This window comes from Nocardiopsis sp. JB363 (genome assembly GCF_900143625.1).
Lineage (GTDB): Bacteria > Actinomycetota > Actinomycetes > Streptosporangiales > Streptosporangiaceae > Nocardiopsis.
The window spans coordinates 48,618-73,919 of sequence record NZ_FRFF01000178.1; the positions used below are offsets into that span (position 1 = coordinate 48,618).

Annotated in this window: 22 protein-coding genes and 1 pseudogene; 12 read left to right on the top strand and 11 right to left on the bottom strand. The window is 67.7% G+C overall.

The window, feature by feature from the left end; all coding sequences use genetic code 11:
• Window positions 1–47: 47 nt before the first annotated feature.
• The 3 genes and pseudogenes from BQ8420_RS27660 to BQ8420_RS27670 all read left to right on the top strand — a co-directional run bounded on the left by BQ8420_RS27660 (window position 48) and on the right by BQ8420_RS27670 (window position 3,308).
• A complete protein-coding gene (locus BQ8420_RS27660; RefSeq protein WP_087102788.1) occupies window positions 48–1,118 on the top strand; it encodes an inositol-3-phosphate synthase in 1,071 nt (356 codons plus the stop codon).
• A 90-nt stretch (window positions 1,119–1,208) separates the two neighbouring features.
• The gene (locus BQ8420_RS27665; protein ID WP_087102790.1) at window positions 1,209–2,504 is read left to right on the top strand and encodes an MFS transporter; all 1,296 of its coding nucleotides are present in this window, start codon (window positions 1,209–1,211) and stop codon (window positions 2,502–2,504) included.
• Window positions 2,505–2,601: 97 nt separating this feature from the next.
• Window positions 2,602–3,308: pseudogene (locus tag BQ8420_RS27670) on the top strand (class I SAM-dependent methyltransferase).
• Between the two features lie 58 nt (window positions 3,309–3,366).
• Here the strand turns inward: BQ8420_RS27670 and BQ8420_RS27675 are convergent.
• Window positions 3,367–4,860: a CCA tRNA nucleotidyltransferase gene (locus BQ8420_RS27675; protein ID WP_087102792.1), complete on the bottom strand. Its 1,494-nt coding sequence runs from the start codon at window positions 4,858–4,860 to the stop codon at window positions 3,367–3,369.
• A gap of 340 nt (window positions 4,861–5,200) precedes the next feature.
• Between BQ8420_RS27675 and BQ8420_RS27680 the strand changes: the two genes are divergently transcribed.
• The 6 genes from BQ8420_RS27680 to BQ8420_RS27705 all read left to right on the top strand — a co-directional run bounded on the left by BQ8420_RS27680 (window position 5,201) and on the right by BQ8420_RS27705 (window position 15,098).
• Entirely contained in the window at window positions 5,201–7,723 is a 2,523-nt protein-coding gene (locus BQ8420_RS27680) for a DUF6049 family protein (protein WP_087102793.1), read from the top strand.
• 160 nt (window positions 7,724–7,883) lie between these two features.
• Window positions 7,884–9,812 carry a murein biosynthesis integral membrane protein MurJ gene (murJ, locus tag BQ8420_RS27685; RefSeq protein ID WP_087102795.1) on the top strand — a complete coding sequence of 643 codons (1,929 nt, stop codon included), beginning with the start codon at window positions 7,884–7,886 and terminating at the stop codon, window positions 9,810–9,812.
• A gap of 165 nt (window positions 9,813–9,977) precedes the next feature.
• On the top strand, window positions 9,978–11,774 hold the full coding sequence (gene murJ, locus BQ8420_RS27690) for a murein biosynthesis integral membrane protein MurJ (protein ID WP_087102841.1): 1,797 nt from the start codon (window positions 9,978–9,980) through the stop codon (window positions 11,772–11,774).
• 246 nt (window positions 11,775–12,020) lie between these two features.
• Entirely contained in the window at window positions 12,021–13,595 is a 1,575-nt protein-coding gene (locus BQ8420_RS27695; protein ID WP_087102797.1) for a protein kinase family protein, read from the top strand.
• A gap of 34 nt (window positions 13,596–13,629) precedes the next feature.
• On the top strand, window positions 13,630–14,256 hold the full coding sequence (gene sigM / locus BQ8420_RS27700; protein ID WP_087102799.1) for an RNA polymerase sigma factor SigM: 627 nt from the start codon (window positions 13,630–13,632) through the stop codon (window positions 14,254–14,256).
• Window positions 14,253–15,098 carry an anti-sigma factor gene (locus BQ8420_RS27705; protein ID WP_235006522.1) on the top strand — a complete coding sequence of 282 codons (846 nt, stop codon included), beginning with the start codon at window positions 14,253–14,255 and terminating at the stop codon, window positions 15,096–15,098. The genes sigM and BQ8420_RS27705 overlap by 4 nt, the downstream gene beginning before the upstream one ends.
• Window positions 15,099–15,153: 55 nt before the next feature.
• On the opposite strand, the gene BQ8420_RS27710 is transcribed toward BQ8420_RS27705, so the two are convergent.
• A complete protein-coding gene (locus BQ8420_RS27710) occupies window positions 15,154–15,843 on the bottom strand; it encodes a response regulator transcription factor (protein WP_087102803.1) in 690 nt (229 codons plus the stop codon).
• Complete coding sequence (locus BQ8420_RS27715; RefSeq protein WP_087102805.1) at window positions 15,840–16,991, bottom strand: sensor histidine kinase; 1,152 nt, start codon at window positions 16,989–16,991, stop codon at window positions 15,840–15,842. The genes BQ8420_RS27710 and BQ8420_RS27715 overlap by 4 nt, the downstream gene beginning before the upstream one ends.
• 177 nt (window positions 16,992–17,168) lie before the next feature.
• On the opposite strand from BQ8420_RS27715, the gene BQ8420_RS27720 reads away from it, so the two are divergent.
• From BQ8420_RS27720 to trxA, 3 genes are all read left to right on the top strand, one after another.
• Window positions 17,169–17,603 (top strand): hypothetical protein, encoded by a 435-nt coding sequence (locus BQ8420_RS27720; protein ID WP_087102807.1) that lies wholly within the window; start codon window positions 17,169–17,171, stop codon window positions 17,601–17,603.
• 138 nt (window positions 17,604–17,741) lie between these two features.
• A complete protein-coding gene (gene trxB, locus BQ8420_RS27725) occupies window positions 17,742–18,674 on the top strand; it encodes a thioredoxin-disulfide reductase (protein ID WP_087102809.1) in 933 nt (310 codons plus the stop codon).
• A gap of 47 nt (window positions 18,675–18,721) precedes the next feature.
• On the top strand, window positions 18,722–19,045 hold the full coding sequence (gene trxA, locus BQ8420_RS27730; RefSeq protein ID WP_087102811.1) for a thioredoxin: 324 nt from the start codon (window positions 18,722–18,724) through the stop codon (window positions 19,043–19,045).
• 298 nt (window positions 19,046–19,343) lie between these two features.
• Here the strand turns inward: trxA and BQ8420_RS27735 are convergent, their stop codons facing one another.
• The 8 genes from BQ8420_RS27735 to rpmH form a co-directional block, all read right to left on the bottom strand.
• A complete protein-coding gene (locus BQ8420_RS27735; protein ID WP_087102813.1) occupies window positions 19,344–20,312 on the bottom strand; it encodes a ParB/RepB/Spo0J family partition protein in 969 nt (322 codons plus the stop codon).
• 76 nt (window positions 20,313–20,388) lie between these two features.
• Window positions 20,389–21,345, bottom strand: a complete 957-nt coding sequence (locus BQ8420_RS27740) for an AAA family ATPase (RefSeq protein ID WP_087102843.1) — start codon at window positions 21,343–21,345, stop codon at window positions 20,389–20,391.
• A 74-nt stretch (window positions 21,346–21,419) separates the two neighbouring features.
• Window positions 21,420–22,151, bottom strand: coding sequence for a 16S rRNA (guanine(527)-N(7))-methyltransferase RsmG (gene rsmG / locus BQ8420_RS27745; protein ID WP_087102815.1), 732 nt, complete (start codon window positions 22,149–22,151; stop codon window positions 21,420–21,422).
• Window positions 22,152–22,560: 409 nt separating this feature from the next.
• Complete coding sequence (locus BQ8420_RS27750; protein WP_087102845.1) at window positions 22,561–23,049, bottom strand: R3H domain-containing nucleic acid-binding protein; 489 nt, start codon at window positions 23,047–23,049, stop codon at window positions 22,561–22,563.
• 144 nt (window positions 23,050–23,193) lie between these two features.
• Entirely contained in the window at window positions 23,194–24,135 is a 942-nt protein-coding gene (yidC, locus tag BQ8420_RS27755) for a membrane protein insertase YidC (protein WP_087102817.1), read from the bottom strand.
• A 28-nt stretch (window positions 24,136–24,163) separates the two neighbouring features.
• Window positions 24,164–24,478 (bottom strand): membrane protein insertion efficiency factor YidD, encoded by a 315-nt coding sequence (gene yidD, locus BQ8420_RS27760; protein ID WP_087102847.1) that lies wholly within the window; start codon window positions 24,476–24,478, stop codon window positions 24,164–24,166.
• Window positions 24,475–24,963, bottom strand: coding sequence for a ribonuclease P protein component (rnpA, locus tag BQ8420_RS27765; protein ID WP_087102819.1), 489 nt, complete (start codon window positions 24,961–24,963; stop codon window positions 24,475–24,477). The genes yidD and rnpA overlap by 4 nt, the downstream gene beginning before the upstream one ends.
• Window positions 24,964–25,094: 131 nt before the next feature.
• Window positions 25,095–25,238: a 50S ribosomal protein L34 gene (rpmH, locus tag BQ8420_RS27770; RefSeq protein ID WP_087102821.1), complete on the bottom strand. Its 144-nt coding sequence runs from the start codon at window positions 25,236–25,238 to the stop codon at window positions 25,095–25,097.
• Between the last annotated feature and the right edge of the window lie 64 nt (window positions 25,239–25,302).

A 25,302-nucleotide genomic window follows, 5' to 3' on the forward strand; every position in this document is an offset into this window, starting at 1 on the left:
CGTGCGCTGTGGAATCCATGTTCGCGAAGAAGAAGGAGCAAGAACCAATGGGTTCGGTACGTGTAGCCGTCGTGGGCGTCGGCAACTGTGCGGCGTCACTCGTCCAAGGCGTGCACTATTACAAGGACGCTGACCCGGAGGCCCGGGTCCCTGGTCTGATGCATGTCCAGTTCGGCTCGTACCACGTGCGCGACATCGAGTTCGTCGCCGCCTTCGACGTGGACGCCAAGAAGGTCGGCCACGACCTCGCCGACGCGATCGGCGCGAGTGAGAACAACACCGTCAAGATCTGCGACGTCCCGCCGACCGGCGTGACCGTCATGCGCGGCCCGACCTACGACGGTCTGGGCCTGTACTACCGCGAGACGATCCAGGAGTCCTCCGAGGACGCCGTGGACGTGGTCGCCGCCCTCAAGGCGAGCAAGGCCGACGTCCTGGTCTCCTACCTCCCCGTGGGTTCGGAGGATGCCGACAAGTTCTACGCCCAGTGCGCCATCGACGCCGGTGTGGGCTTCGTCAACGCGCTCCCCGTGTTCATCGCCTCCGACCCCGAGTGGGCCGAGAAGTTCACCAAGGCCGGCGTCCCGATCGTCGGTGACGACATCAAGTCCCAGATCGGCGCGACCATCACCCACCGGGTGCTGTCCAAGCTGTTCGAGGACCGGGGCGTGGTCGTGGACCGCACCTACCAGCTGAACTTCGGCGGCAACATGGACTTCAAGAACATGTTGGAACGCGAGCGCCTGGAGTCCAAGAAGATCTCCAAGACCCAATCGGTCACCTCGCAGATCCCGCACGAGCTCAACGCCGGCGCGGTGCACATCGGTCCGTCGGACCACGTGCCGTGGCTGGACGACCGTAAGTGGGCGTACATCCGGTTGGAGGGGCGCGCGTTCGGTGACGTTCCGCTGAACCTGGAGTACAAGCTGGAGGTGTGGGACTCCCCCAACTCCGCCGGCATCATCATCGACGCGGTCCGCGCCGTGAAGATCGCCAAGGACCGCGGCATCGGAGGCCCGATCCTGGCTCCCTCCTCGTACTTCATGAAGTCGCCTCCGGAGCAGTACAGCGACGCCGAGGCCCACGACGCGGTGGAACAGTTCATCAAGGGCGAGTGACAAGAGGCTCCGCCCGGGGCCGCACCGGTCCCGGGCGCCGCACTCTCTCCCGCCTCCCCCGCGCACGGTGGGCTCTCCTATTCTTGACGAGTGTCCTTCTTCGGTGATCTGCGCGCGGTCCTCCAGGGATCCCGGTTCCGCCGGCTGTTCGGTACCCGGTTGGTCTCGCAGTTCTCCGACGGGATCTACCAGGCCGGGCTGGCCGGCTTCGTCTTCTTCAACCCCGAACAGCACACCGGTGCCGGAGAGGTCGCCGCGGCCTTCGCCGTACTGCTCCTGCCCTTCTCCGTGGTCGCCCCGTTCGCCGGGGTCCTCATCGACCGGTGGCCCCGCCGGCAGGTCCTGTTGCTGTCGTCGGTGCTCAAGGCCGTCCTGGCCACGGTGACCGCGTTCCTGGTCGCGAACGGTGAAGGACCCGCGTTCTTCGTCGCGGCGCTCCTGGTGCTGAGCGTCAACCGCTTCTTCCTCTCTGGTCTCTCCGCCGGGCTGCCCTACGTGGTGTCCCGCGACAAGCTCATGATGGCCAACGCGGTCACCCCCACCTGTGGCACCGTCGCCAGTTCCCTCGGGACCGGTGTAGGGCTCGCCATCGGGATGATGGGCGGTGAACGGGCCCTGGGCACCGGGGTGATCCTGTTCGTGGCCGCGTTGGGCTTCGCCGGGGCCGCCCTGGTCTCGCTCACCCTGCGCTACCGGGAGCTGGGACCGCATCTGGAGGGGGAGCCCGAAGTGGTCCGGGAGGCCCTCGGCAACGTGATGCACGGCATGGTCTCCGGGGTCCGGCACATCTGGGAACGGGTCCCGGTGCGCGCCGCCCTGCTCACCATCGGCGGTCATCGGGTCCTGTTCGGCATCTCCAGCCTGGTGACCCTGCTGCTGTACAACAACACCTTCACCGGAGGCGGGGTCGCCGGCCTGGCCGGGTTCTCCGTGTCCGCGGGGTTGCTCGCCCTCGGGTTCTTCCTGGGAGCCGTGGCCACACCGTCGGCGACCGCGCGGATCGGGGCGAGCGCCTGGATCGCCTCCCTGTTGGCGTCGGCCGCGGTCGCGCTGCTGGTGTTCGCGCTGCCCTTCTCCCCCACGCTGTTCCCGGTGGCCGCGTTCGTGCTCGGTTTCGTCTCCCAGGGGGTGAAGGTCACCGTCGACACGTTGGTTCAGCGACATGTCGACGATGCCTTCCGCGGCCGGGTCTTCTCCGTCTACGACGTGCTGTTCAACGCCACGTTCGTGCTGGGCGCGGCGCTGACCGCGGGGCTCGTTCCCCAGTCCGGGGTGAGCGTGCCGATCATCACGGCGATGGTGTTGGCCTTCCTGTCCCTGAGCTGGGCCTGGGCCTCGCGAGCCCGCCGCCTGGGCCGCTCCGACGTGGAGCGCTCCGCCACCTGAGGTCGACGTGTCGACCCGTCGATACATCTATTCGTAATCAAAGAGTCACTTAATGTAGTGTCCCCCGCAGTGACTCATCGACGAGGAGATGGCGACCATGAGCGTCGGATACGGACTCGGCAACCCCTCCAGCGCCTTCGGGGCGCGCGGGGTCACCAAGAGGATCGGGGCGGTGTGCCGACAGCTTCCCACCCGCGGTGACCGGATGCTCGACGTCGGCTGCGGGGACGGCACCTACACGGTCGAACTCTCCGGGGGATACGTGAGGGTGGACGCCATCGACGTCGAACCCGCCCGTCTCGAAGCCTTCGCCGAGCGCATGGCGGGCACCGACCTGGAGAACCGGATCGGCCTGCACAAGATGTCGGCCGACTCCCTCGCCTTCGAATCCCGCACCTTCGACCGGGTCACCGCGTTCGAGGTGCTCGAACACCTCGACCACCTGGAGGAGAGCCTCGCCGAGATCCAGCGGGTGCTCAAGCCCGGCGGAGCGTTCTCGCTGACCACGCCCAACCGGTGGTTCCCGTTCGAGACGCACGGGGTCCTGTGGGGCGAACGGCGCCGTTCCTGCCGTGGGTGCGCCCACTGCACGATCGGATGTCGGACGCGCGGGCGTTCACCACCCAGGAGATGGGACGCCTGCTGCGCGACGCGGGGCTGCGGGTGCGCGCCATCGACTACCTCATGCCGCCGTTCGACCGCCGGATGCGGGCCCTCCAGCCCGTCTCGGACGGCTTGGAGGGCACCCCTGCACGGGTCTTCGGCATGGCGATGGCCATCACCGCCGTCAAACCGGGGTTGTGATGCCTCGTTCGGGCGGTGGCGGGCGACGAAGAGGGCAGAAACCCGTACCGAGCACCGCTCAGCCCTTGAGGTGGTCGGCTGCCCAGACGCGCAGCTCCGCGGCGGCCTCCTCCTTGGCCATGGGGCCGTTCTCCAGCCGCAGTTCCAACAGGAACCGGTAGGCCTTGCCGATCAGAGGGCCGGGCTTGACGTCGAGGATCTCCTGGATCTCGTTACCGTCCAGGTCGGGGCGGATCCTGTCCAGCTCCTCCTGTTCGGCGAGTTCGGAGATGCGTCGCTCGATGTCGTCGTAGGAACGAGAGAGCACCGCGGCCTTGCGCCGGTTGCGGGTGGTGCAGTCCGCCCGGGTGAGGATGTGCAGCCGCTCCAGCTGGTCACCGGCGTCACGGGCGTAGCGGCGCACGGCGGAGTCGGTCCACTCCCCCTTGCCGTACCCGTGGAAGCGAAGGTGCAGCGCGACCAGGTGGCCGACCTGGGCGGTCACGTCCTTGGGGAAACGCAGCGCGCTGAGGCGCTTACGGGTCATGGACGAGCCCACCACCTCGTGGTGGTGGAAGGTCACCCGGTTACCGCCCTCGAAGGAACGGGTCTTGGGCTTGCCGATGTCGTGCAGCAGCGCGGCCAGACGCAGCACCAGGTCGGGTTCGTGCCCGCGTGAACGCTCCAGTTCCATGGCCTGGTCCAGGACGGTGAGCGAGTGCTCGTAGACGTCCTTGTGCCGGTGGTGTTCGTCGATCTCCAGCCGCATCTTGGGGATCTCCGGGAGCACGTACTCGGCGATGCCCAGGTCCACCATGAGCTCGATGCCCCGGCGCGGGTCCGGGCTGAGCATGAGTTTGGTGAGTTCGTCCCGGACACGTTCGGCGGAGACGATGGAGAGCCGATCCGCCATGTTCCGGGCCGCCTCGGCCACCTCGGGGGCCAGGCTGAAACCGATCTGGGCGGCGAAGCGCACCGCGCGCATGATGCGCAGCGGGTCATCGCTGAAGGAGTCCTCCGGACGCCCCGGGGTGCGCAGGACCTTGTCCCGCAGGTCGGCCAGGCCACCGAAGGGATCCACGAACTCCCCGCTCGGTAGGCGAACCGCCATCGCGTTCACCGTGAAGTCGCGGCGCAGCAGGTCGTCGTGGATGTCGGTGCCGTAGGAGACCTCGGGTTTGCGGGACTTGGGCGAGTAGGCCTCGCTGCGGTAGGTGGTGATCTCCAGCTGGAACCCTCTCTTGCGCAGGCCCACCGTGCCGAACTCGATACCGACGGTCCACACCGAGTCCGCCCAGCCGTCGACCAGCTTCAGGATGTCCTGGGGTACGGCGTCGGTGGTGAGGTCCACGTCGTTGGAGACACGCCCGAGGAGAGCGTCGCGCACCGGACCGCCGACGATGGCGATCTGTTGGTCGTGCGCGGCGAAACGATCCCCGAGGTCCTCGGGGATCGGGCGGATCGAGTCGATCAACGCGGTGATCGCCGCCCGCTGCTCACCGGTCGGCTCACTCACCGACGCGGGCCGGGTGCGGGCGGTGTCGTTCTCACTCGAAAACTCTGTGTTCGGCACACCACGCAGATTAAGCGTCCGCGCGGGGTGACCGCGAATCGCCGACCTGCTCGCGTCACCTCTGGCGCACACCCCACACCGGATGAAAGGCTGTCCCCGCCACGCGCCGGGCGAACGGGCGCACCAGAACCCGGGCTCGGTGAACACGGTATCTTCTGGTGAAGTGGTGGCCCGTCAGGTTCAGCCCACGGCCACCGGCCCCGCCTCACGCCGAGCGCGCCGCGCGGGCACCCCGATCCGCCCCCGCCCCGTCACTCCACGTCCTTGGCGGGACGGACACCTGGCCCCGAATCAGGAAACCGGTCAAGCGTTGCGTCGAACTGCTTCCGCGGCCGCGGTCATGGCCATGACCGCCGCCCTGCTCCCGATCCCGGCCACGCTCTCACCCGTCTCGGCGGAACCAGAGAACGAGGAGTCGGTGCCTCCGATCGTCGTGGACCGGATCACGCCGGACGCCATCGACGAGGACAGCACCCTGCGCGTAGCGGGCGAGGTGACCAACGACACGGACTCCTCGATCGAGGACGTCACCGTCAGGATCCGCTACTCGCGGCACTCCTTCAACTCCCGCGAGGAGATGAACGAGTTCGCCACCGGTGACGGCTGGCAACCCGACGCGGAGGGCCCCGAGGAAGAGTTCGCGGGCGAACTGGAGCCCGACCAAGGCCTGGAATACACGCTCAGCACCCCGGTGAAGGACCTCGACCTGGGGTCCCACGGCGTCTACCCGATGGTCGTGGAAGCCCTGGACGGCGACGGCGAACAGCTGGGCACGCAGTACACCTTCCTCCCCTACACGGGGAACGACGACGTCGACGAACTCGACCTGGCGTGGGTCTGGCCGCTGATGGAAGAGCCGCAGCGCGCCGACGACGACACCTTCCTGAGTGAGGACCTGCACTCGTCCGTGGCCGAGGAGGGGCGGCTGGGCCGTCTCCTGGCCACCGGCGCCCAGGTCCCCCTGTCCTTCGAGGCCGGTGAGGAGGACCTCGTCGAGGAGCTCGGCCTACAGGAGGAAGAGGAAGAAGAGGAAGAGCAGGGGCCCTCGCCCGACGCCGAGAGCCCGACGACCGAGCTGTCCCCCGGCGAGGAGCCTCCCAGCGCGGAGCCCACCGAGGACGGCCCCGGCGGGGAGCCGTCCCCCTCCCCCTCCCCCGAAGCGACCGCCGAGCCGGAGGACGAAGCCTCGGAGACCCCGGACTCCCCCGAGGAGACCGAAGAGGGCGAGGAGGAGACCCCCGAACGGACCGAGGGTGTCCCCATCACGTGGGCCGTCGACCCCGGAACCATGGACGACGTCCTGCGCATCGCGGCGGAGGAACACGACGTCCTGGAGGACCTGTTGGAGGTCCCCGGCGGGACCGAACCGGAACGCCACCAGCGCGCCGCCGACGTGCCCGCCCAGGTGTGGTTGCGCGAGGCCCGCCGGATCCTGCCCGCCGACACCGTCGTGGCCACCCCGTACGCCAACACCGACCTGGTCGCGCTGCTGCGCAACGACCTGCACGTCGACGCCGACGCCTCCCTGACCCTGGCCCAGGAGGCGGTGCGCCGTTCCCTGGCCATGGAGGCCGACTCCAGGTTCGCCTTCCCGGCGCGCGGGCTGATGGACGAGAACGTCCACGAGCTGTACGCGGCGCACGGAGCCCACCGGTTCCTTCTGCGCGAGTCGGCGATGCCGGCCGCGTCCTGGCTCTCCACCACGCCCACCGCACAGGCACCGCTTCCGGCCGCTGAGGACGACGAAGAGGAACCGTTCGCCCTGGTCGCCGACGTCGGCCTGACCGAGGTGCTGTCCATGCCCTCACACGGGCCCGGTGAGTCCGCCTTGGCCCTGCAGCGGTTCGCCGCGGAGACCGCGATGATCGCCGGTGAGAACGTCGGTGACGACCGTGTCGTGGTGGCCGCTCCGCCCGCCGGTTGGGATCCCAGCACGGAGCTGGCCTCCGGTGTCCTCGAAGCCACCGAGGACCTGCCGTGGCTGTCACCCGAACGTCTGGACGGGGTCGAGCTGCCCGATCAGGGTGACCGGGAGGAGACCCGGGAGGATCTGCGCTACCCGGACCGGGCCCGCGAACAGGAACTCGGCTCCACCTACCTCGGTCAGGTCGAGGACGTGAGCCGGGACGTGCGCCTGTTCAACAGCATCCTCGTCGGCGACAGCGACCCCTTCCGTCCCGCCATCGTGCGGCTGGAATCGGTGTACTGGCGTGAACGCGAGGCTCTGGCCGGGGCCACCCGTTCGGTGGTCGGCCAGTCCGTGCAGGACCGGATGCAGGACGTGCGCGTCATCCCGGGTGAACCGGTGACCCTGGCCAGCAGTACCGGGATCACCGGTGTGCTCGTCGCCAACGACCTGGAGGACGAGTCGGTCTACGTCCACCTGTCGATCTACTCGGAGAACTCCGAGCGGCTCGGCATCGGTACCTACACGTCCGACTTCCAGATCGCCCCGGGCGCCAAGACCACCGTCTACGTCCCTCTCTCCGCGCGGATCAACGGCACCACCACGGTCCACGTGAGCCTGCAGAACTCCAACGGTGAGCCGATCAGCCCTCAGGACACCATGATCCAGGTGAACGCCACGGGTCTGGGAACACAGGCACTGCTCATCAGCGGGATCGGGCTGCTGATCCTCATCGTCGCCCTCGCCCCGAGGGCCCTGCGCAAGTGGGCTCGACGGCAGGCGGCCAAGGCCGAGGCGGCCGACGGCGCCGCCCCTGAAGGCGACGAGGACGACAAGGACGAAGAGGTCCGGAGCGACGCCGCGGACACGAAGTCCGACCAGGACGCGAAGGACACCGACTCCGAGGACACCGGCCTCGGCGAGGACCCATCGAATGACGGCGACACCCGCACGTGACGCCGGAAGCCGTGTCGACAAGATGACGGGGCGACATGACGACATGTCGCCCCGTCGACCTGTCCCCTTGTTCACACGTCATCACCCCCGCACTCTTCGCCATGCTCCGGGCCCCGGGGCCGCGACTCGATACCTCCGATGAAAGGAACGCTGATCCACGGTGGTCACCGAATCCCCTAACGGCGACGAACAACCCCCTCGTTACGCGCCTAAGCACGGTAAGCACGCCGACGGTCCCCTCCCCGGCGACAGCGCGATCCGGCCCTACTCGGGCCCGACGTCCTCCTACGAGGAGGGTGAGTTCCCCGCGCCCATGGCCGCCCCACGCGGCCCCGCCCCGGACGGCGGGCACCCCGGCGGTCATGAGCGCGACGGTGGCGAAGGACCGAACGATCGGGAGCCGTCCCGTGGGGACGACCCCGCGCTCGACGCCGGGCCCGTGGGGAACGAGTCGGCCGCGGGCGAGGGTTCCGGCGGCATGATGCGCTCCAGCGCGATCATGGCCGTGGGCACCATGGCCTCCCGGCTGACCGGGTTCGCGCGGACCATCGTGCTGGCCGCCGCCATCGGCACCCACCTGCTCGGTGACGCCTACCACACGGCGCACACGATCCCCTTCATCCTGAACGACCTGCTCATCGGCGGCCTGATGGCCTCCGTGGTCATCCCGTTCCTGGTCAAGCGGCGCAAGAACGACCTGGACGGCGGCAAGGCCACCGAGGACCGTCTGTTCACCTCGATGGTGCTGGCGCTGCTGTTGGTGACCACGGCCGCGATCCTGGCCGCCGAGACCCTGATCTGGCTGTACGGATCCCGGTTCACCCCGCTGCAGTTCGAGACGTCCGTCTACCTGGCGCGTTTCCTGCTCTCGCAGATCTTCTTCGTGGGTCTGAGCGGCCTGCTCAGCGCCATGCTCAACACCCGGAACAAGTTCGGTGCCGCGGTGTGGGCTCCGGTACTGAACAACGTCATCATCATGTGCGTGGCCGCGCTGTTCCTGGTCGTGGCCGGCCCCGGGAAGACCCCCGAGACGATCACCGGCGCCGAACTCACCCTGCTGGGTGCCGGCACCGCGGCGGGCATGGCCATGCAGGCCGTGGTCCTGTTCATCGCCCTGACCCGCACCGGCTACCGTTGGCGCCCCCGACTCGACCTGCGCGGCTCCGGGCTGGGCGAGGCGCTCCGCACCGCCGGCTGGATGATGCTCTACACCCTGTTCACCCAGGCCGGGCTGTGGATCACCACCAACATCGCCAACGCCGCCAACGTCGCGAGCATCGAAGAGGGTCTGGACGTGGGTGCGGGCATCAGCGCCTACAACCTGGCCTACCAGCTCTTCCAGCTTCCCTACGCGATCATCGCCGTCTCCCTGATCACCGTGCTCCTGCCCCGCATGAGCGCGCACGCCGACGACCGGAACTGGGACGCGGTCCGCTCGGACTTCTCCCGCACCCTGAGGATCTCCGCCTTCGTGCTGGTGCCGACCGCCTTCGCGGTCGCGATGTTCGCCGAACCGCTGTCCGTCCTGGCGTTCGCCCGCGGGTCGGTCTCGGTGGCCGACGCTTCCGCCATCGGCCAGATCCTCATGGTCATGTCGCTCGGTCTGGTGCCGTTCACGATCTTCCAACTGATGCTGCGCGTGTTCTTCGCCATGGGCGACACGAAGACGCCGGCCCTCATCGGTGGCGCGAACCTCGCTGTTCACAGCGCTCTGGCACTGGTGGCCTATCTGCTGCTGCCGCCGAACATGGTCGTGGTCGGCGTCGCCTCGGGCTTCATGCTGTCGTTCCTTTCCGGTCTGGTCATCGCCGGTCAGGTGATCAGTCGCCGTATCGGAGGACTTGACGGAAAGCACGTGATTGGCACATTGTTGCGCCTGCACCTGGCGGTCGTCCCCAGCGTCGCTGTGGGCTTCGGTGTGCTCTGGTTCTTCGATGCCTACGTCGGCCCCGGTCTGTTCTCCTACCTCGGCGCTCCCCTCGTGGGCTGCGTCGCCGGTGCTCTGCTCTTCCTCGTGTCCGCACGTGTGCTGCGCGTTCCGGAACTGAGCGCCGCGATGGAACTCATCCGCGGTCGCGTGCGTCGTTGATCATCGCCCCCTCCTTCCGGCCCCGCACCCGCCGGCCCACGAACCCGTAGCCGTATTCAGCCAGAAAAGGAATGCCCGACGGTGTCCAGCGACAACCCCCGTCAGCACGCCGACGGATCTGAGAACAGACCCGTGGACCATCCGAAGCAACGCTCCCGCCGCCAGATGGTGATGCCGGAGGACGTGCTCGACGCGTACGAACGTTCCGAACCGCAGGGTGAACCCGAGACCGGTCTGAAGACCCTCCGGGATCCGAGCGAGATCGGTGACCTGGGCACGGCGGACCGGGCCGGTCTGGAGGACGGCGACGAGATCGGTGGTTCGTCGCACACCGCTCCGGGCAATATCGCCAAGTCGACCGCGATCATGGCGGTCGGCACGATCGCCTCACGCGCGACCGGCTTCGTCCGGGCCATCATCCTGGCCGCCGCGATCGGCACCCAACTGCTGGGCGACGCCTACCAGACCGCGGGCATGGTCCCGTACATGATCTACGACCTGCTCATCGGCGGGTTGTTGGCCAGTGTGTTCGTGCCGTTCCTGGTCAAGCGGCGCAAGCTCGACAACGACGGGGGCGACAAGACCGAGCAGCGTCTGGTGACCCTGATGCTGCTCGGGTTGTTCGTGCTGACCCTGGTGTCCGTACTGATCGCCGAGTGGTTCATCAGGATCTACGCGGGCGGGTTCAGCGGGGCCCAGTACGAGGTCTCGGTGATCCTCGCCCGGTATCTGGTGCTGCAGATCTTCTTCATCGGCGCCAGCGGCCTGGCCAGCGCGATGCTGAACGCGCGCAACAAGTTCGGCGCCCCCATGTGGGCCCCGGTACTGAACAACGTCGTGATCATCGGCGTCTGCCTCTGGTACCTGAACATCGCCGGCCCGGGACGGTCCCCGGAGACCATCACGCAGGGCGAGCTGGCACTGCTGGGTCTGGGTACCTCGTTGGGTCAGGTCGTGCAGGCCGCCGTGCTGATCTGGGCGTTGGCCGCGGCGGGCTTCCGTTGGCGGCCCCGTCTGGACCTGCGCGGTTCGGGCCTGGGCGAGGCGGCCGGCGCCGCCTCCTGGATGATGCTGTACATCGTGGTCGCGCAGGTGGGCGCTCTCGTCTCCACCAACGTCGCCACCCGCGCCGGTGCGATGTCGGCGGAGCTGGGTTACGACACCGGATCGGGGATCGCGGCCTACAAGTTCGCCTCGATGCTGTTCCAGCTGCCGTACGCGATCATCGCGGTCTCGGTGATCACTGCGTTGTTGCCCCGGATGAGCGAACACGTCGCGGCCGGGCGCAAGGACCAGGTCCGCAGTGACTTCTCTCGGGGGTTCCGTCTCTCCTCGGTGTTGATCGTGCCGATCTCGGTGGCGATGATCGTCTTCGCCATCCCGTTCTGCGTGATGATCTACGCGCAGGGCAGCACGAGCGTGGCGGACGCCGCGGCCATCGGCCGGATCCTGATGGTCTTCTGCGTGATGTTGATCCCGTTCACGCTCTTCCAGCTACAGATGCGTGTCTTCTACGCGCTGGGCGACACCCGCACACCCGCCTTGGTGGCGATCCCCTCGGAGATCACGCACGCGATCACCGGGATCGGTCTACTGTTCGTGATGGCGGACACCCCGCAGCACATCGTGGTGTGGCTGCCGCTCCCCTACGGCCTGTACTACATCGTGGGCTCGATGATCATGTGGTACATCCTCCACAAGCGCCTCAACGGCCTGGACGGACGTCGCACCGTGGTCACCTTGTTCAAGCTGCACCTGGCCGCCGTTCCCGCGGCCCTCTTCGGCATGCTGATGATCGTGGTCTTCGAGGGCCTTCCCGGTGATCTGTGGCCGGCTCTCGGCTCGATGGTGGCCGGAGGACTGGTCGGTGCCGTACTGTTCGTGGTCGCGGCCAAGTTCCTCAATGTGACTGAAGTCACATCGTTCCTGGATTTGCTCAAGACACGACTGCGACGCCGCTGATCACCTGGAATGGATGACCTTGAGTAGTCGGACACGAATACGTCCAGGAAGGTGGATGGGTAATCAATGTCCTCCAAAGAGGCTGTTCAGGCGTCCTAGCATGGACAGATACCGCTTTACCGCTAGAGCATCGTTTATCCGAGCTGCCCGAAGGGAGGCTGGGGACAGCAGACAGGGCCGACCCCCTCGCGTGAACCCGCACAGGCACCACGCGACTCAGCGGCACTGGCACCCGTCACTCCCATCATGAGCACCTTCCTGATCGAACCCGGGGCGAAGCTGGCCAACCGCTACCGACTCGACCACGTGGTGAGCGAGACCGGTGGTGCGACCCGGTGGAAAGCCACCGACGAGACGCTGGCGCGTCCGGTCGCGGTATGGACCTTCGCCGACGGTTTCCCCCGAACGTCAGAGGTCGTGCGCGCCGCACGGGCCACCAGCCGTGTGCCCGACGCCCGCGTCACCCAGGTCTTCGACGCCGACGACACCGCACCCGTCCCCTACGTGGTCGAGGAGTGGGTCATCGGCTCCTCCTTGGCCGAACTCCTCCAACAAGGCCCCATGGAGCCCGAGCGCGCCGCGGGCCTGGTGGCCGAGGCCGCCGAGGCCATCGCCGCCGCCCATTCCAACGGCCTGTACCACCTGTGCTTGTCCCCCGGCAAGCTCATGTGGAGCAGTGGCGGAGCCGTCAAGGTCACCGGCATCGGGGTGGACGCCGCGCTGCTGGGCAGCAACGTCCCACAGCCCGGCGCCGTCGACGCCCAGGGGCTGGGCAACCTGCTGTACGCGGCCCTCACCGGTTACTGGCCGGGTGGACCGCAGAGCGGCCTGCCCGGTGCCCCACAGGGACCCATGGGCCCCTACCCTCCCGGTCAGCTGCGCCAAGGCGTCAGCGAACAGCTCGCCACCATCACCACCCGCGCGGCACTGCCGCAGTTGGTCGGACAGTTGGTGCCAGGCCCGCCCATCACCAGCCCCGCGGAGTTCTGCGCGGCGCTGGCCGAGGTACCCCGCCTCATCCCGCTGCCCGTGGCCCCCGCGGAGGCGGTCCCCCCGCCGGAACCGGGCACCTCCCGACGCACGGGTGAGTTCGACACCGCCACCGGTCCCCGGCGCAGTGCCCGCAACAGCTCCGCCGCCGCGCGTTCGGGCGGTGCCCGACCGCAGGCGAACTCGCGGATGGAGCAACGCACCGCTCGTGGTCAGGGCACGTCGACCAAGCGCCTGCTCATCGGCGCCGTGGCCGTCCTGTTGTTCGCCGGTGTGGTCGCGGGCGCCTGGACGCTCGGAACCAGCCTGCGTTCGGGCACCGAGGAAGAGGCCGCCCCCAGCGGGGGGGAGACCGAGGAGGCCCCCGAGAGCGTCGACCTGGAAGTCCTCGCCATCTCCGGAGCCGACGGTTTCGACCCACTCGGTGACGGGAGCGAACACGGGGCCAATGCGGGGCTCGCGTACGACGGCGACGTGAGCACCCAGTGGAACACCGAGGGCTACAAGGACCCGATGGGTACCGAGAAGACCGGTGTCGGTCTACTCCTCGACCTGGGTTCGGCCAAGGAGGTCCACGAACTCGATCTGGTCACGCCCGAGCAGAACTACGGCATGCAGATCCGGGTCGGCGACGACATCTCCGCGACGGACCCGTCGTCCCTCGACTCCGCCCTTCCCGTCGCTTGGGAAGGTTCCGTCAGCGGCTCGCAGGCGGTGGAGTTCGACGAGAGCGTGACCGGACAGTACGTCCTGCTCTGGTTCACCGAACTGCCCGCGGACGACGGCCGCTACCGTGGAAGCGTCAATGAGGTCGAGGTACGCGGACTCTAGTTCCTTCTAGTTGTGGGGTATGTGATCAGCGCAGATGGACGCGGCCCAAGAGCTTCCTGACAAGGAGCTGTTGTCAAGGCACGCTCAAGGTGACGAACAGGCGTTCGGGGTACTGGTTCGCCGACACCGTGAGCGCCTCTGGGCTGTCGCCATCCGGATGATGAGCGACCCCGAGGAAGCGTCCGACGCCCTTCAGGACGCCTTCCTGTCGGCCTTCCGCGCCGCCGACCGTTTCCGTGGTGAGTCGCAGGTCACCACCTGGCTGCACCGGATCGTGGTGAACGCGTGCCACGACCGGCTCCGGCGCAGGAAGGTCCGTCCGGCCACCCCCACCGAGGACGAGACGCTCGACATCATCTCCAACGAGCGTCTCGGCCGGGCCGGTGGCGCTCCCGATCACGCCTCCCAGACCGAGTCCCGTCTGGACGTGCACGCCGCCCTCGAACAACTGCCGTTGGACCAGCGCATGGCGCTGACCCTGGTGGACATGCTCGGGTACCGCGTCGAGGAGGCCGCCGACATCCTCGAAGTGGCCACCGGCACGGTCAAGAGCAGATGTGCGCGAGGTCGCGCCAAACTTCTCCCTTCCCTGGCTCATCTAAGGAACCCCGGGCCTCCCCGAGACGTCACATCTGGGAGAGGAGGTGCCAACCCATCGTGACGTCCCATCCTGACGTGGAGGCACTCGCCTTCTTCGCCGAGGACCTTCTGGAATCCGACGAAGAACGCTCTGTCGCCGACCACATCGAGACCTGCGCCCTCTGCGCGACCACCATCGACGAACTCGCCGGGGTCACCCGCGTGCTCGCCGATGTCCCGGCGCCCGCGCTGCCGCAGGACGTCGCCGACCTCCTCGACGGTCGCATCTCCGAGGCCGCCACGGAACGCGCGGCCGCGGACCGTCCCGCCCGAGGTCTCGACACCACACAGCCGGCGGAACCGGGAACACCCGCACCCGTCACCTCGATCAACCGGAAGCGACGCGGTTTCGGTCTTCCCAAGCTCTTCATGGTCGCCGCGGCGTCGGTGTTCGTCATCGGTGCCGGTTCCGCCGTCGTCGGAAGCCTGATGGCGGGCGAACCGGAGCTGGACTCGGCTTCCCAGTTGTCGGAGGACGCCACGACGGACAGCGCCCCGGACACCGCCCAGTCCTATTCCGCGGAAGGTGTCGCCAGCGGCACCGTCTACACCGAGGACGACTTCACGACGCAGGCGTCGGAGGTCCTGAACGGGGCCGAGGCCGACGACGACATGGGAGTGCAGGCGGAAGAGTCGGCGACGTTGCCCCAGGGTGCGCAGGAATGCGTCGCCCACGTGGAGGCCGGCACCGACGCCCACGTCACCCTGGTCGACGACGCTCTGTGGGAGGGCACCGAGGGCACGGACCGTGCCTGGGTCCTGTTCTCCCGTGAGAGCGATGGTGTCGACGTGCTCGTGGTCGACCCGACCTGCGCCCGCGGTGGCGACCTGGACTCGGCCGTCCTCGCCGAGGGAAGCCTGTAGCGGGTTTCCCACCGGTCCGATGCCGTGTCGGTCGGGGTTCAACCGTGATGGGGCACTAGGAAGAGCGTCCCTCTCCTGGTCGGACCAGACCGCTCTCGTAGGCGACCACGACCAGACCCACCCGGTCCCGGACCCCGAGTTTGGCCAGCAGTCGACCGACGTGGGTACGGGCCGTGGCCGGGCTGAGGTGGAGTTCGGCGCCGATCTCCTGGTTGGACATACCCCGACCCACCAGGGTGAGGACCTCGCGTTCACGATCGGTGATACCGGTCAGTCGTTCCCCCGCCCCCGGCGGTGGTTCCACCCGGGCCAGGCGTTCGACGACCCTGCGGGTCACCCCCGGTGACAGCAGTGCGTCGCCCGCGGCGACCGTGCGGACCGCCTCGCGCAGCTCCCGGGGACCCGCGTCCTTGAGAAGGAACCCCGCGGCCCCCAGTCGCAGCGCCCCGAACACGTTGTCGTCCTCCCCGAAGGTGGTCAGCACCACCACCCGGGTGTCGACATGTCGGCGCCCCGACGTGTCGACACGTCGACGTTCCAGTTCCCGCAGCACGCCCAACCCGTCCACCGCGGGCATCTGCAGGTCCAGCAGCAGCACGTCCGGGCGGAAGCGGTCGAGTTCGGCGAGCGCCTCACGCCCATCGGAGGCCTCCGACACCACCTCGATGTCGCCGTCCCGTTCCAGCAGCGCCCGCACACCGGCTCGAACCAGTGGCTGGTCGTCGGCCAACAGCACCCTGATCACACGCCACCTCCGACCGGCAACCGGGCACTGACTCGGAAACCGCCGGCGGGTACCGACCCGAACTCCACGGCCCCTCCCGCCATGCGCACCCGTTCTCGCATCCCCGTCAGGCCGCTGCCCTCCCGCACAGGTACGTCCACGGTCCTCCCGTCGTCGGTCACCGTGACGACGAACTCCTCGCCGTCACGCTCCAGGAGGACTCTGGCACGCCGAGCGCGCGCGTGCCGCAACGTGTTGGTGAGCGCCTCCTGGATCACCCGGTACGCGGTCGCGTCGACCAGCCCGGGCAACCCCTCCCCCGCCGAACCCGAGACCTCGACCGTCAGTCCCGCGTCGCGCACCGACCCCACCAGACTCTCCAGGTGGGCCAGGCCCGCGATCGGTTCGACCTCCGCCCCCGGTTCGCGCAACGCCCGCACCGTGGCGCGCAGGTCGCGCAGCCCTTCCCGGGACGCCTGCCTCACGTGGGCCAGTTCCTCCCGGGCCGTGGGCAGGTCCGCCTCGTCCTCCTCCAGCGCCTCGGTGGCGACCGCGGCGTGCAAGGAGACCACGGACAGATGGTGCCCCACCGCGTCGTGCAGGTCCCGGGCGATCCCGGTGCGTTCACGCGCCGACCTTTCGGCGGCCTCGGCGTCCCGCGCCTGGGTGTCCAACGCGGCGATCCGTTCGCGTTGCCGTGCACCTTCGCGACGTTGCCTGGCCCCGTCCCCGAGCGCGATCGCCGCGCCCATGACCGCGACCGTGGTCGCCAACTCGTAGCCGAGAAGGTAGGCGATGTCCTGGCCCTGGCCCAGCCGGGCCAGGGTGGACACCAGCAGGAGTGCGATCGATCCCCCCGCCGCCCACCGGGTCCGCCCCGCCTCGGCCGCCGAGTACAGGGCGCCGGCCACCGGGATCGCCAGACCGATCGTCGGCAGTTCGATGACGTAGTTGCCGATGACCAGCACGCAGGTGGCCAGGAGCACCAGCACGGGGGCCGGCCGGCGCAGCAGCATGAGCCCGCCGAGAAGGAAGGCCATCACGTACCCCAGGGCCTGGTCGCCCTCACCACTGACGTCCGCTCCGACCGCGATCGCCACCACGGCGAAGACGGCGAAGCCGAACAGGGCGTCGACGACGAGACCTTGGCGGGTGGGCTGTTCCGGCATGTGTCGATTCTAGGGAGCGAGGACGTCCCGCCCGTTGGTCCACGGACGCGCGTCGGTACGCGTTCCGACGTACACACGAGAGTCCCGATGCGGACGCCCACGAGGGGGCGATGAACCTAGCGTCGGTGAGGACCGGATCCACTGACGATTTCACGACGCACCGACCATGAGGCACCCATGCGACAACACACACCTCCCACACCACGAGGCCTGTTCTCCGGCGTTTCGTGGCCACTCGTCCTGGGGCTCGGGGCACTGGCTCTGATCCGTCCCCTGCTGCGCATCACGGGTGTCACCGATGCCCTCGATCAGGGCCCCTTCGTCCCGGTGGTCACGACCGTCCTCATCACCGTGCTGTGGGTGGCGGCGGTCCTGATCGCGCGTATCCCACGTCCCTTCCTCACCCTCCTCTGCACCGGGGTGGCCTACGGGGTGTTCGCCACGGCGCTGAGCGCGATCCTGTCACCGGTCCTCGACGGGCAGCTTCAAGGGCCGCTCACCAACCCCTTCGCCCTGGTGATGGTGCTCGTACTGAACGCCGTCTGGGGGGCGGTGGCGGGTGGGATCGCCTTGGGGATCCGAGGCATCACCGGAGGCGGCGGCGACGGCTGAGGACTGTTCTCCTCCGTCGCGAACAGGGCGGATGTCCCGAAGGGAATGCTGTGCGCCTACCATCGGTTGTGCTAACCATCTTCCCTCCGGTCACGTCACCGTGGCCAGGACAGCCGACTGCTTGAAGGGCCTACCAGCGTGAGTGACGTCCGCAATGTCATCATCATCGGTTCCGGTCCGGCGGGGTACACCGCCGCCGTCTACGCCGCCCGTGCGGAGCTGCGCCCGCTGGTCTTCGAAGGGTCGATCACGGCCGGCGGCGCGCTGATGAACACCACCGACGTGGAGAACTTCCCCGGTTTCCCGGACGGCATCATGGGCCCCGACCTCATGGACAACCTGCGCAAGCAGGCCGAGCGTTTCGGTGCGGAGCTGGTCCCCGAGGACGTGACCGAGGTCGAGCTGAGCAAGCCGGTCAAGGAGGTCACCGTCGGGGGCGAGACCTTCCTCGCGCACACCGTCATCCTCGCCACCGGGTCGGGATACCGCGAGCTGGGCGTGCCCGGCGAGAAGGAACTGTCCGGTCGGGGCACCTCGTGGTGCGCCACCTGTGACGGCTTCTTCTTCCGCGACCAGGACATCGCGGTGGTCGGTGGTGGCGACACCGCGATGGAGGAGGCCCTGTTCCTCACCCGCTTCGCCAAGTCCGTGACGATCGTCCACCGTCGGGGCGAGCTGCGCGCCAGCAAGATCATGGCCGAGCGTGCCTTCGCCAACGACAAGATCAAGTTCATCTGGGACACCGAGGTCGTCCAGGTTCTCGGTGAGGACCGGGTCAACGGTCTGAAGGTCCGCGACCGCAACAGCGGCGAGGAGAGCACCCTGGACGTGACGGGCCTGTTCGTCGCGATCGGCCACGACCCGCGGGTGGAGCTGTTCGAGGGACAGATCGAGCTCGATGACGAGGGTTACGTGAAGGCGGACTTCCCGTCCACCCGGACCAACATCGAGGGCGTCTTCGCGGCGGGCGACGTGGTCGACCACCAGTACCGTCAAGCGATCACGGCCGCGGGCACCGGTTGCTCCGCCGCGCTGGACGCGGAGCGCTACCTCGCCGAGCACGGCAACTGACCTCCCACCTTCCCACCCGGTTTCGTCGAACCAAGGAGAACCAAGAAGTGTCGACCGTCAAGAACGTCACCGACGCCACCTTCAAGGAGGAGGTCCTCGCCAGCGACAAGCCCGTGCTGGTGGACTTCTGGGCCGACTGGTGCGGCCCCTGCAAGCAGATGGCCCCGGTCCTGGACAAGCTGGCCGAGGAGTACGGCGACAAGATCGAGGTCGTCAAGATCAACACCGATCAGAACCCCGAGACGCCGCGCGCCTACAACGTCATGTCGCTGCCGACCATGAACGTCTACAAGGACGGCGAGGTCGTCAAGCAGCTCATCGGCGCCAAGCCCAAGCGGGTCCTGGAGAAGGAACTCGGCGAGTTCCTGTAACCGCCCCCCGGAGAGGCCCCCAGGCGACGCCTGGGGGCCTCTCGCCGTTTTCGGGGACCCGCCGTACGGATCGGCGCCCGAACATCCACCCAGGAGGATCGTGGCGCCTCGGCCGCGTTCGAGGGCGGCCTGTTTCACGTGAAACATCGCGATCCCGAAGATGCGTGTTTCACGTGAAACACGAGACCGCGAGTGCTCCGCGTCAACGACCCCTCGAACACGAACGGGGGGCGGTGTTTCACGTGAAACACCGCCCCCCGCCGCACACCCTCGCTCAATCACGAGAGTGGCGTCATCACTATTCGATCTGCTTGATGATCCGTTCCAGGTCCTCCATCGTCGCGAACTCCACGACGATCTTGCCCTTCTTCCGACCGATGTCCACCTTCACGGTGGTGTCGAGCCGGTCGCCGAAACGGGACGCCCACTCCTCGACCTGAGGCGGGTTGGAAATGCGCCCGGCGGACCGACGCACCCGCTCCGCCTCGTCGACGTCATGGCCTTTGCGGCGCAGGGCGACGATCTCCTCAAGGGCACGGACCGAAAGGCCCTCGTTGTTGACCCGATCGGCCAGGCGCTCCTGAGCCTCCTGGTCGTCGACCGACAGGAGCGCTCGGGCGTGCCCGGCACTCAGCACCCCGGCCGCCAACCGCGTCTGCACCTTCCCCGGGAGGTGGAGCAGGCGCAGCGTGTTGGAGATGTGCGAACGCGACTTGCCGACGCTCTGAGCCAACTCTTCCTGAGTGGTCCCGAAGTCGTCCAGCATCTGCTGGTAGGCGGCCGCTTCCTCCAAGGGGTTCAGTTGCTGCCGGTGGAGGTTCTCCAGCAGTGCTTCCCGGAGGAGTTCGTTGTCCTCGGTCCTGCGGACGATCGCCGGAACACGGTCCAGGCCCGCGGACTTGCTCGCCCGGAACCGCCGCTCCCCCATGATCAGCTCGTAGCGGGGATCCTTCCCACCCTGGACCTTGCGGACCACGATGGGTTGAAGCAGACCCACCTCGACGATGGAGTCCCTCAGTTCTTCGAGGGCCTCCTCGTCGAAGTGGATGCGGGGCTGCCGGGGGTTCGGCGTGATCGAGGTGAGCGCGATCGCCTCGATGTAGGTGCCGTCAGGGAGTTCGTTGGGGACTTCGGCCACCGCCTGTTCAGGGGTGGGTTCCGTGGGCGCGGGAGTCTCGTGGACACTCTCCACCGGCGCGGGGGCCGCCGGCCCCTGCGGGATGAGTGCCCCCAGCCCCTTGCCCAGTCCGCGCCGCTGCTGGCTCACCGGCAATTCCCTTCGCAATCCTTGGTACTGATCCGCCCGACCGACGGCCGGGGTGTTTCACGTGAAACAGTCACCGTCAGCCGGCGCTGATTCCCTCCGCGCGGTGGGCCATCTCGCGTGCCGCTTCGAGGTAGGCCACCGCACCGGTGGACGTGGGGTCGTAGGTCATGACCGACTGTGCGTAGCTCGGCGCTTCGGAGACACGGACGCTTCGCGGCACCAGCGTCTTCAGAACCAGATCTCCGAAGTGCGAGCGCACCTCTTCGGCCACCTGTTGGGACAGACGGGTGCGCCCGTCGTACATCGTCAGCAGGATGGTGCTTATCGACAGCCCGGTGTTCAAATGGGACTTGACCAACTCGACGTTGCGCAGCAACTGACCGAGCCCCTCCAACGCGTAGTACTCGCACTGGATCGGGATCATGACCTCGTCGCAGGCGACCATCGCGTTGACCGTCAGCAGGCCCAGCGAGGGCGGACAGTCGATGAGGATGTAGTCGAGGTCGGTGGTGTCGTAGGCGGCGAAGGCCCGCTTGAGTCGGGCCTCTCGGGCGACGAGCGAGACCAGCTCGATCTCCGCGCCGGCCAGGTCGATGGTGGCCGGGGCACACCACAGGTTCGGAATGTCCGGGACCGGTTGGGCGAGCTTACGGATCTCCTCGTCCTCCACCAGGCAGTGGTAGATGGATCGAGTCTGCGAGTCGCGTTCCATGCCGAGAGCGGTGGAAGCGTTCCCCTGCGGGTCGAGGTCGACCACGAGGACTCGCTGTCCGTGCATGGCGAGGGCAGCGGCGATGTTCACCGTCGTGGTGGTCTTACCGACGCCACCCTTCTGGTTGGCGACGCTGATGACGCGACAGGCTTTGGGGCGAGGCCAGACATCTTCGTGTCCTTGGACCGCCATGGCCGCACGGGCCACCTGCGCTATGGGCGTTTCGGGTGCGACGGCGTGGGCCGCCCCCCACGTTTCACGTGAAACATGGGGCTGGTCCGCCGCTGGTTCGGCCGATGTTTCACGTGAAACATCGAGCAGATCTCCATAAGCACCCACCGGTGTTTCACGTGAAACGCCGGCGTTGTCGGCTGGATTCTGGGGCACGAATGAGTTCACCTCTTCCGTCCGCGCTTCTTCTTGTCGTCCCGCCTCTTCTTCTGTGAACCTCCGGCGGGGGACGGGCCACCGTCGGATGTCACCGTGACGCGAACGACCGTGGTAGCGGGATCGACTTTACCCCGCCCCACCCTGATCACATCGCAGACGCTAGGCCGCAGTTTCGAAACGTCTTGCTTCGCCTCCGCGAGCTCAGCCTCCGCCTGCTCTCCCTTGAGAGCCAACAGACTGCCCTGCTTGCGCAACAGGGGCAATGACCAACCCGCCAGACGTGACAGTGGAGCGACCGCACGAGCGGTGACGAAATCCGTGTACAACTCGCCATGGACCTCCTCCGCACGCCCTCGACGCACCGTCACGTTGTCCAGACCGAGCAGCTCGACGGCTTCGTCCAGGAAGACCGTCCTTCGCAGCAGGGGTTCCAGGAGGGTCATCCGAATATCGGGGCGCAACAGCCCGAGCACCAACCCGGGCAGTCCCGCACCCGAGCCGACATCGACCACCTCCGCCCCTTCCGGAAGCAGCTCCTCAACGACAGCGCAGTTGATGAGGTGCCGCTCCCAAAGACGCGGCACCTCGCGCGGGCCGATCAGCCCTCGACGCACGCCATCGTCGGCGAGCAGTTCCGCAAAACGGATCGCCACGGGCAGGCTGTCGCCGAACACCTCCTTCGCTCGCGAAGAGGGTGCGGGGAGCGTAGCGCCGGTCTCCTCAGCGCCCGAGGTCATCGGTCACCACCTGTCGGAACTCGTCCATCGTCACTTCCATGAACCATCGGGTCGCCATGTCGACCTGTCCACAGGTCGACGGCGAGTGGAACGCACGGGGGATCACGGCAGTCCGCGCGTACGGGGCTCTCCCACCGACGGGTCGCGCGGTGCGCGGATCGGGGTCGTCCTCGCACTGCCGAGGGCGGGACAACTCGTGGGGAAGGCCCCGGGGACGATCCTATGTGTGAGGCGCCCCCTGGTTTCACGTGAAACACATCCCCGCGATTCCCCGTCCCACACAAGAATGCCACCGCGCCCATCCCCCAGGAGAAGCGGCATCCGAGGGGAGTCCCGGGCGCCCGACCCCGGACATACGTCGGGGGCGGTGTTTCACGTGAAACACCGCCCCCGAAGATGCTGCTTCCGGTCAGTCCGCCGGACGCGCCACCACGTAACGGTTGGGCTCCTCGCCCTCCGATTCGCTGCGCAGACCGGCCGCCGCGACCGCGTCGTGCACGACCTTGCGCTCGAACGGCGTCATCGGCTCCAGCGAATAGGACTCGCCGGATTCCTTGACCTTGTTCGCCGCGTCGGTACCGATCTGGAAGAGCACCTTGCGGCGCCCCTCCCGGTAGCCACCGATGTCCAGCATGAGTCGGCTGCGCTCGCCGGTCGCCCGGTGAACCGCGAGGCGGGTCAACTCCTGGAGAGCCTCCAGGACCTCACCTTCCTCACCGACCAGTTCCTCCAGGGTGCTGCCGACGACCGAGACCATCGCGCGGTCGCCTTCGACGTCCATGTCGATGTCGCCGTCGAAGTCCGCGATGTCGAGGAGACCCTCGATGTAGTCCGCGGCGATGTCGCCCTCGTTCTCCAAGGCCTCGATGTCGATTCCGACCTCCGGTGCATCGGCCACCGCTACGCCGCCGTTCTCTTCCTCGCTACGTCCCACAGCGTTCCCGTCTCCTCATATCCGTCGGTCCCTGGCCGTCGTACGCCTCAGGGGCATTGTCGCCTGCGCACTCGAAAGTCGCCGCGGCCGACACGAAACAGGGAAGCCCTAGTTGGACCCACCGCTGCGCTTGGAGCGCGTCTGCTTCTTCGGCTGCTTGCGTTCGATCTTAGGCTCTTCCGTCGGCTCCGGAGCGGTTTCGGAGGCCTTCTTACGCCCGAGCATGCCCTTGGCCGAGCCCTTGGAGGAGGTCCCCTGCTTCGCGGCCGGCGCGGCCTCGCCCGGGGCCGGCTGGTTCCGGTACAGGAAGTGCTGCTGCACCATGGTCCACACGTTGGAGGTCACCCAGTAGACGAGAACACCGACCGGCATCATGAGACCGAAGAGCCCGAAGAGGGGCGCCATGTACATCATGATCTTCTGGGTCTGCATCATCGGGTTGTCGGGCTGCTGCGCGATGCTCCGCTTGATGCTCTGACGCATGGTCAGGAACGTCGTCGTGCCCATGAGCACACAGGCGATGGCGATGACGATCTTCGCCATGAGGGGGTCGGAGGCCCCCAGCGCCTGAAGGTCCTCGGGCGAAGTGTTGAACTGGGCCGCGATGGGCGCGTGGAAGATCAGCGCCTCACGAGCGCTGTTGACCAGCTCCTCCGTGAAGCCGAACTGCACCTTGCCCTCGGCAACGCCGCGCAGCACGCTGAACAGGGAAAAGAACACCGGCATCTGGAGCAGAAGCGGGAGGCAGCCCATAATCGGGTTGGTGCCGCTCTCCTGGTACAGCTTCATCGACTCCCGCTGGAGTCGCTCCTTGTCGTGCTTGTAGCGCTCCCGAAGCTTGGCGATCTTCGGTTGCACTTCCTGCATCTTGCGCTGCGTGTTCATCTGTTTGACGAACAGCGGCACCATCAGGAGACGCATGCTGCAGGTGAGCAGCACGATGGACAGGCCCCAGGCCCACCCACTGTCAGGGTTCAGGCCGACGATAGCCAGACCCGAATGGATCCAGACCAATACGTGGCCGATGATGTTGTAAAGCCAGTCGAGCACCGGCCAACTCCTCGGTGATTCGGTTCAGCTACTGGTCCCCGGAAGCGGTGCCGGTCTGCCCGGTTCCGCCCGTAGACTCCTCGGACTCCTCGTTCCGGCGCCCTCGGGGCGGCGGAACCGGATCGAGTCCTCCGGGGTTGAAGGGATGACAACGGGCGATACGCCTGACGGCGAGCCACCACCCGTACAACGCTCCGTGCACACGCAACGCCTCGACGGCGTACGCACTGCACGAAGGATAGAAGCGACAGACCGGTGGAAAGAGCGGGCTGATGAAACGTTGGTACCCGCGGATCGGCAGGATCCACAGCCGTGCGAACGCCGTCGCTCTGTGCTCGGTCATCGGCTCGTCCACCGTTCTGCGCCCTCGTCGGGGCGGCGGTTCCCGTCTGTTCCTCTGATCGCCGTCCCACCCTTGGCGGGCTTTCGCCCACCACGGGCACTCCGGCCTCGCGAGGCGCCACGGGGTCGCTGAACCGTGGCGATCGCGCTGTCGAGTTGTACCGCCAGGTCCTCCTGGCGCAACTGGGCGGCGAGAGGTTTGGCACGTACTACCAGAAGGCTACCGTTTGGCAGAACGCCCAATCGTTCCCGCATCACGTGACGGAGTCTGCGCTGGACACGCTTGCGGACCACCGCTCCCCCGACCGCCTTGCTCACGATGAAACCGATCCGGGGCGGTTCCGCCGTGTCGGAGGCCTCCACGGAGTCGGACCGCTTCGGGGCGAGATAGACCACGCCCAGAGCATCGCGCGAAGCGCGCCGCCCCGAACGCATGACCGTTCCGAACTCGGAGCTGTGACGCATCCTGTTCCGCGGCGACAACATCGGCGTTCCTCCGGGAGAGGGGTACGGCACCACCGGGCCTCACGCTGGGAACGACCGGTGTGCCACACGACAAAGGGACCGGCCGGCGAGAAGGCCGGACGGTCCCAGTGAAGACTTGAGGCTTCGCGTGGCTAGTGGGCCACCGTCAGCGCGGCGCGTCCCTTACGACGACGCGAGGCGATGATGGCGCGACCGGCGCGCGTACGCATGCGCAGCCGGAAGCCGTGGACCTTCGCGCGACGCCGGTTGTTCGGCTGAAACGTACGCTTGCTCACTACTGGCTCCAGGGGCGTGTCAGGAAAATGCTACGACGACCCCCCATGGTATGCGGGGCCTTAC

Excerpts from the sequence above, each read along its gene's own strand:
- sigM (WP_087102799.1), top strand. The coding sequence starts at position 13,630 with ATGGACGCGGCCCAAGAGCTTCCTGACAAGGAGCTGTTGTCAAGGCAC.
- BQ8420_RS27715 (WP_087102805.1), bottom strand. The coding sequence starts at position 16,991 with ATGCCGGAACAGCCCACCCGCCAAGGTCTCGTCGTCGACGCCCTGTTC.
- murJ (WP_087102841.1), top strand. The coding sequence starts at position 9,978 with ATGGTGATGCCGGAGGACGTGCTCGACGCGTACGAACGTTCCGAACCG.
- rnpA (WP_087102819.1), bottom strand. The coding sequence starts at position 24,963 with ATGTTGTCGCCGCGGAACAGGATGCGTCACAGCTCCGAGTTCGGAACG.
- BQ8420_RS27720 (WP_087102807.1), top strand. The coding sequence starts at position 17,169 with ATGCGACAACACACACCTCCCACACCACGAGGCCTGTTCTCCGGCGTT.
- BQ8420_RS27660 (WP_087102788.1), top strand. The coding sequence starts at position 48 with ATGGGTTCGGTACGTGTAGCCGTCGTGGGCGTCGGCAACTGTGCGGCG.
- BQ8420_RS27680 (WP_087102793.1), top strand. The coding sequence starts at position 5,201 with ATGGCCATGACCGCCGCCCTGCTCCCGATCCCGGCCACGCTCTCACCC.
- BQ8420_RS27695 (WP_087102797.1), top strand. The coding sequence starts at position 12,021 with ATGAGCACCTTCCTGATCGAACCCGGGGCGAAGCTGGCCAACCGCTAC.
- rsmG (WP_087102815.1), bottom strand. The coding sequence starts at position 22,151 with ATGACCTCGGGCGCTGAGGAGACCGGCGCTACGCTCCCCGCACCCTCT.
- yidD (WP_087102847.1), bottom strand. The coding sequence starts at position 24,478 with ATGACCGAGCACAGAGCGACGGCGTTCGCACGGCTGTGGATCCTGCCG.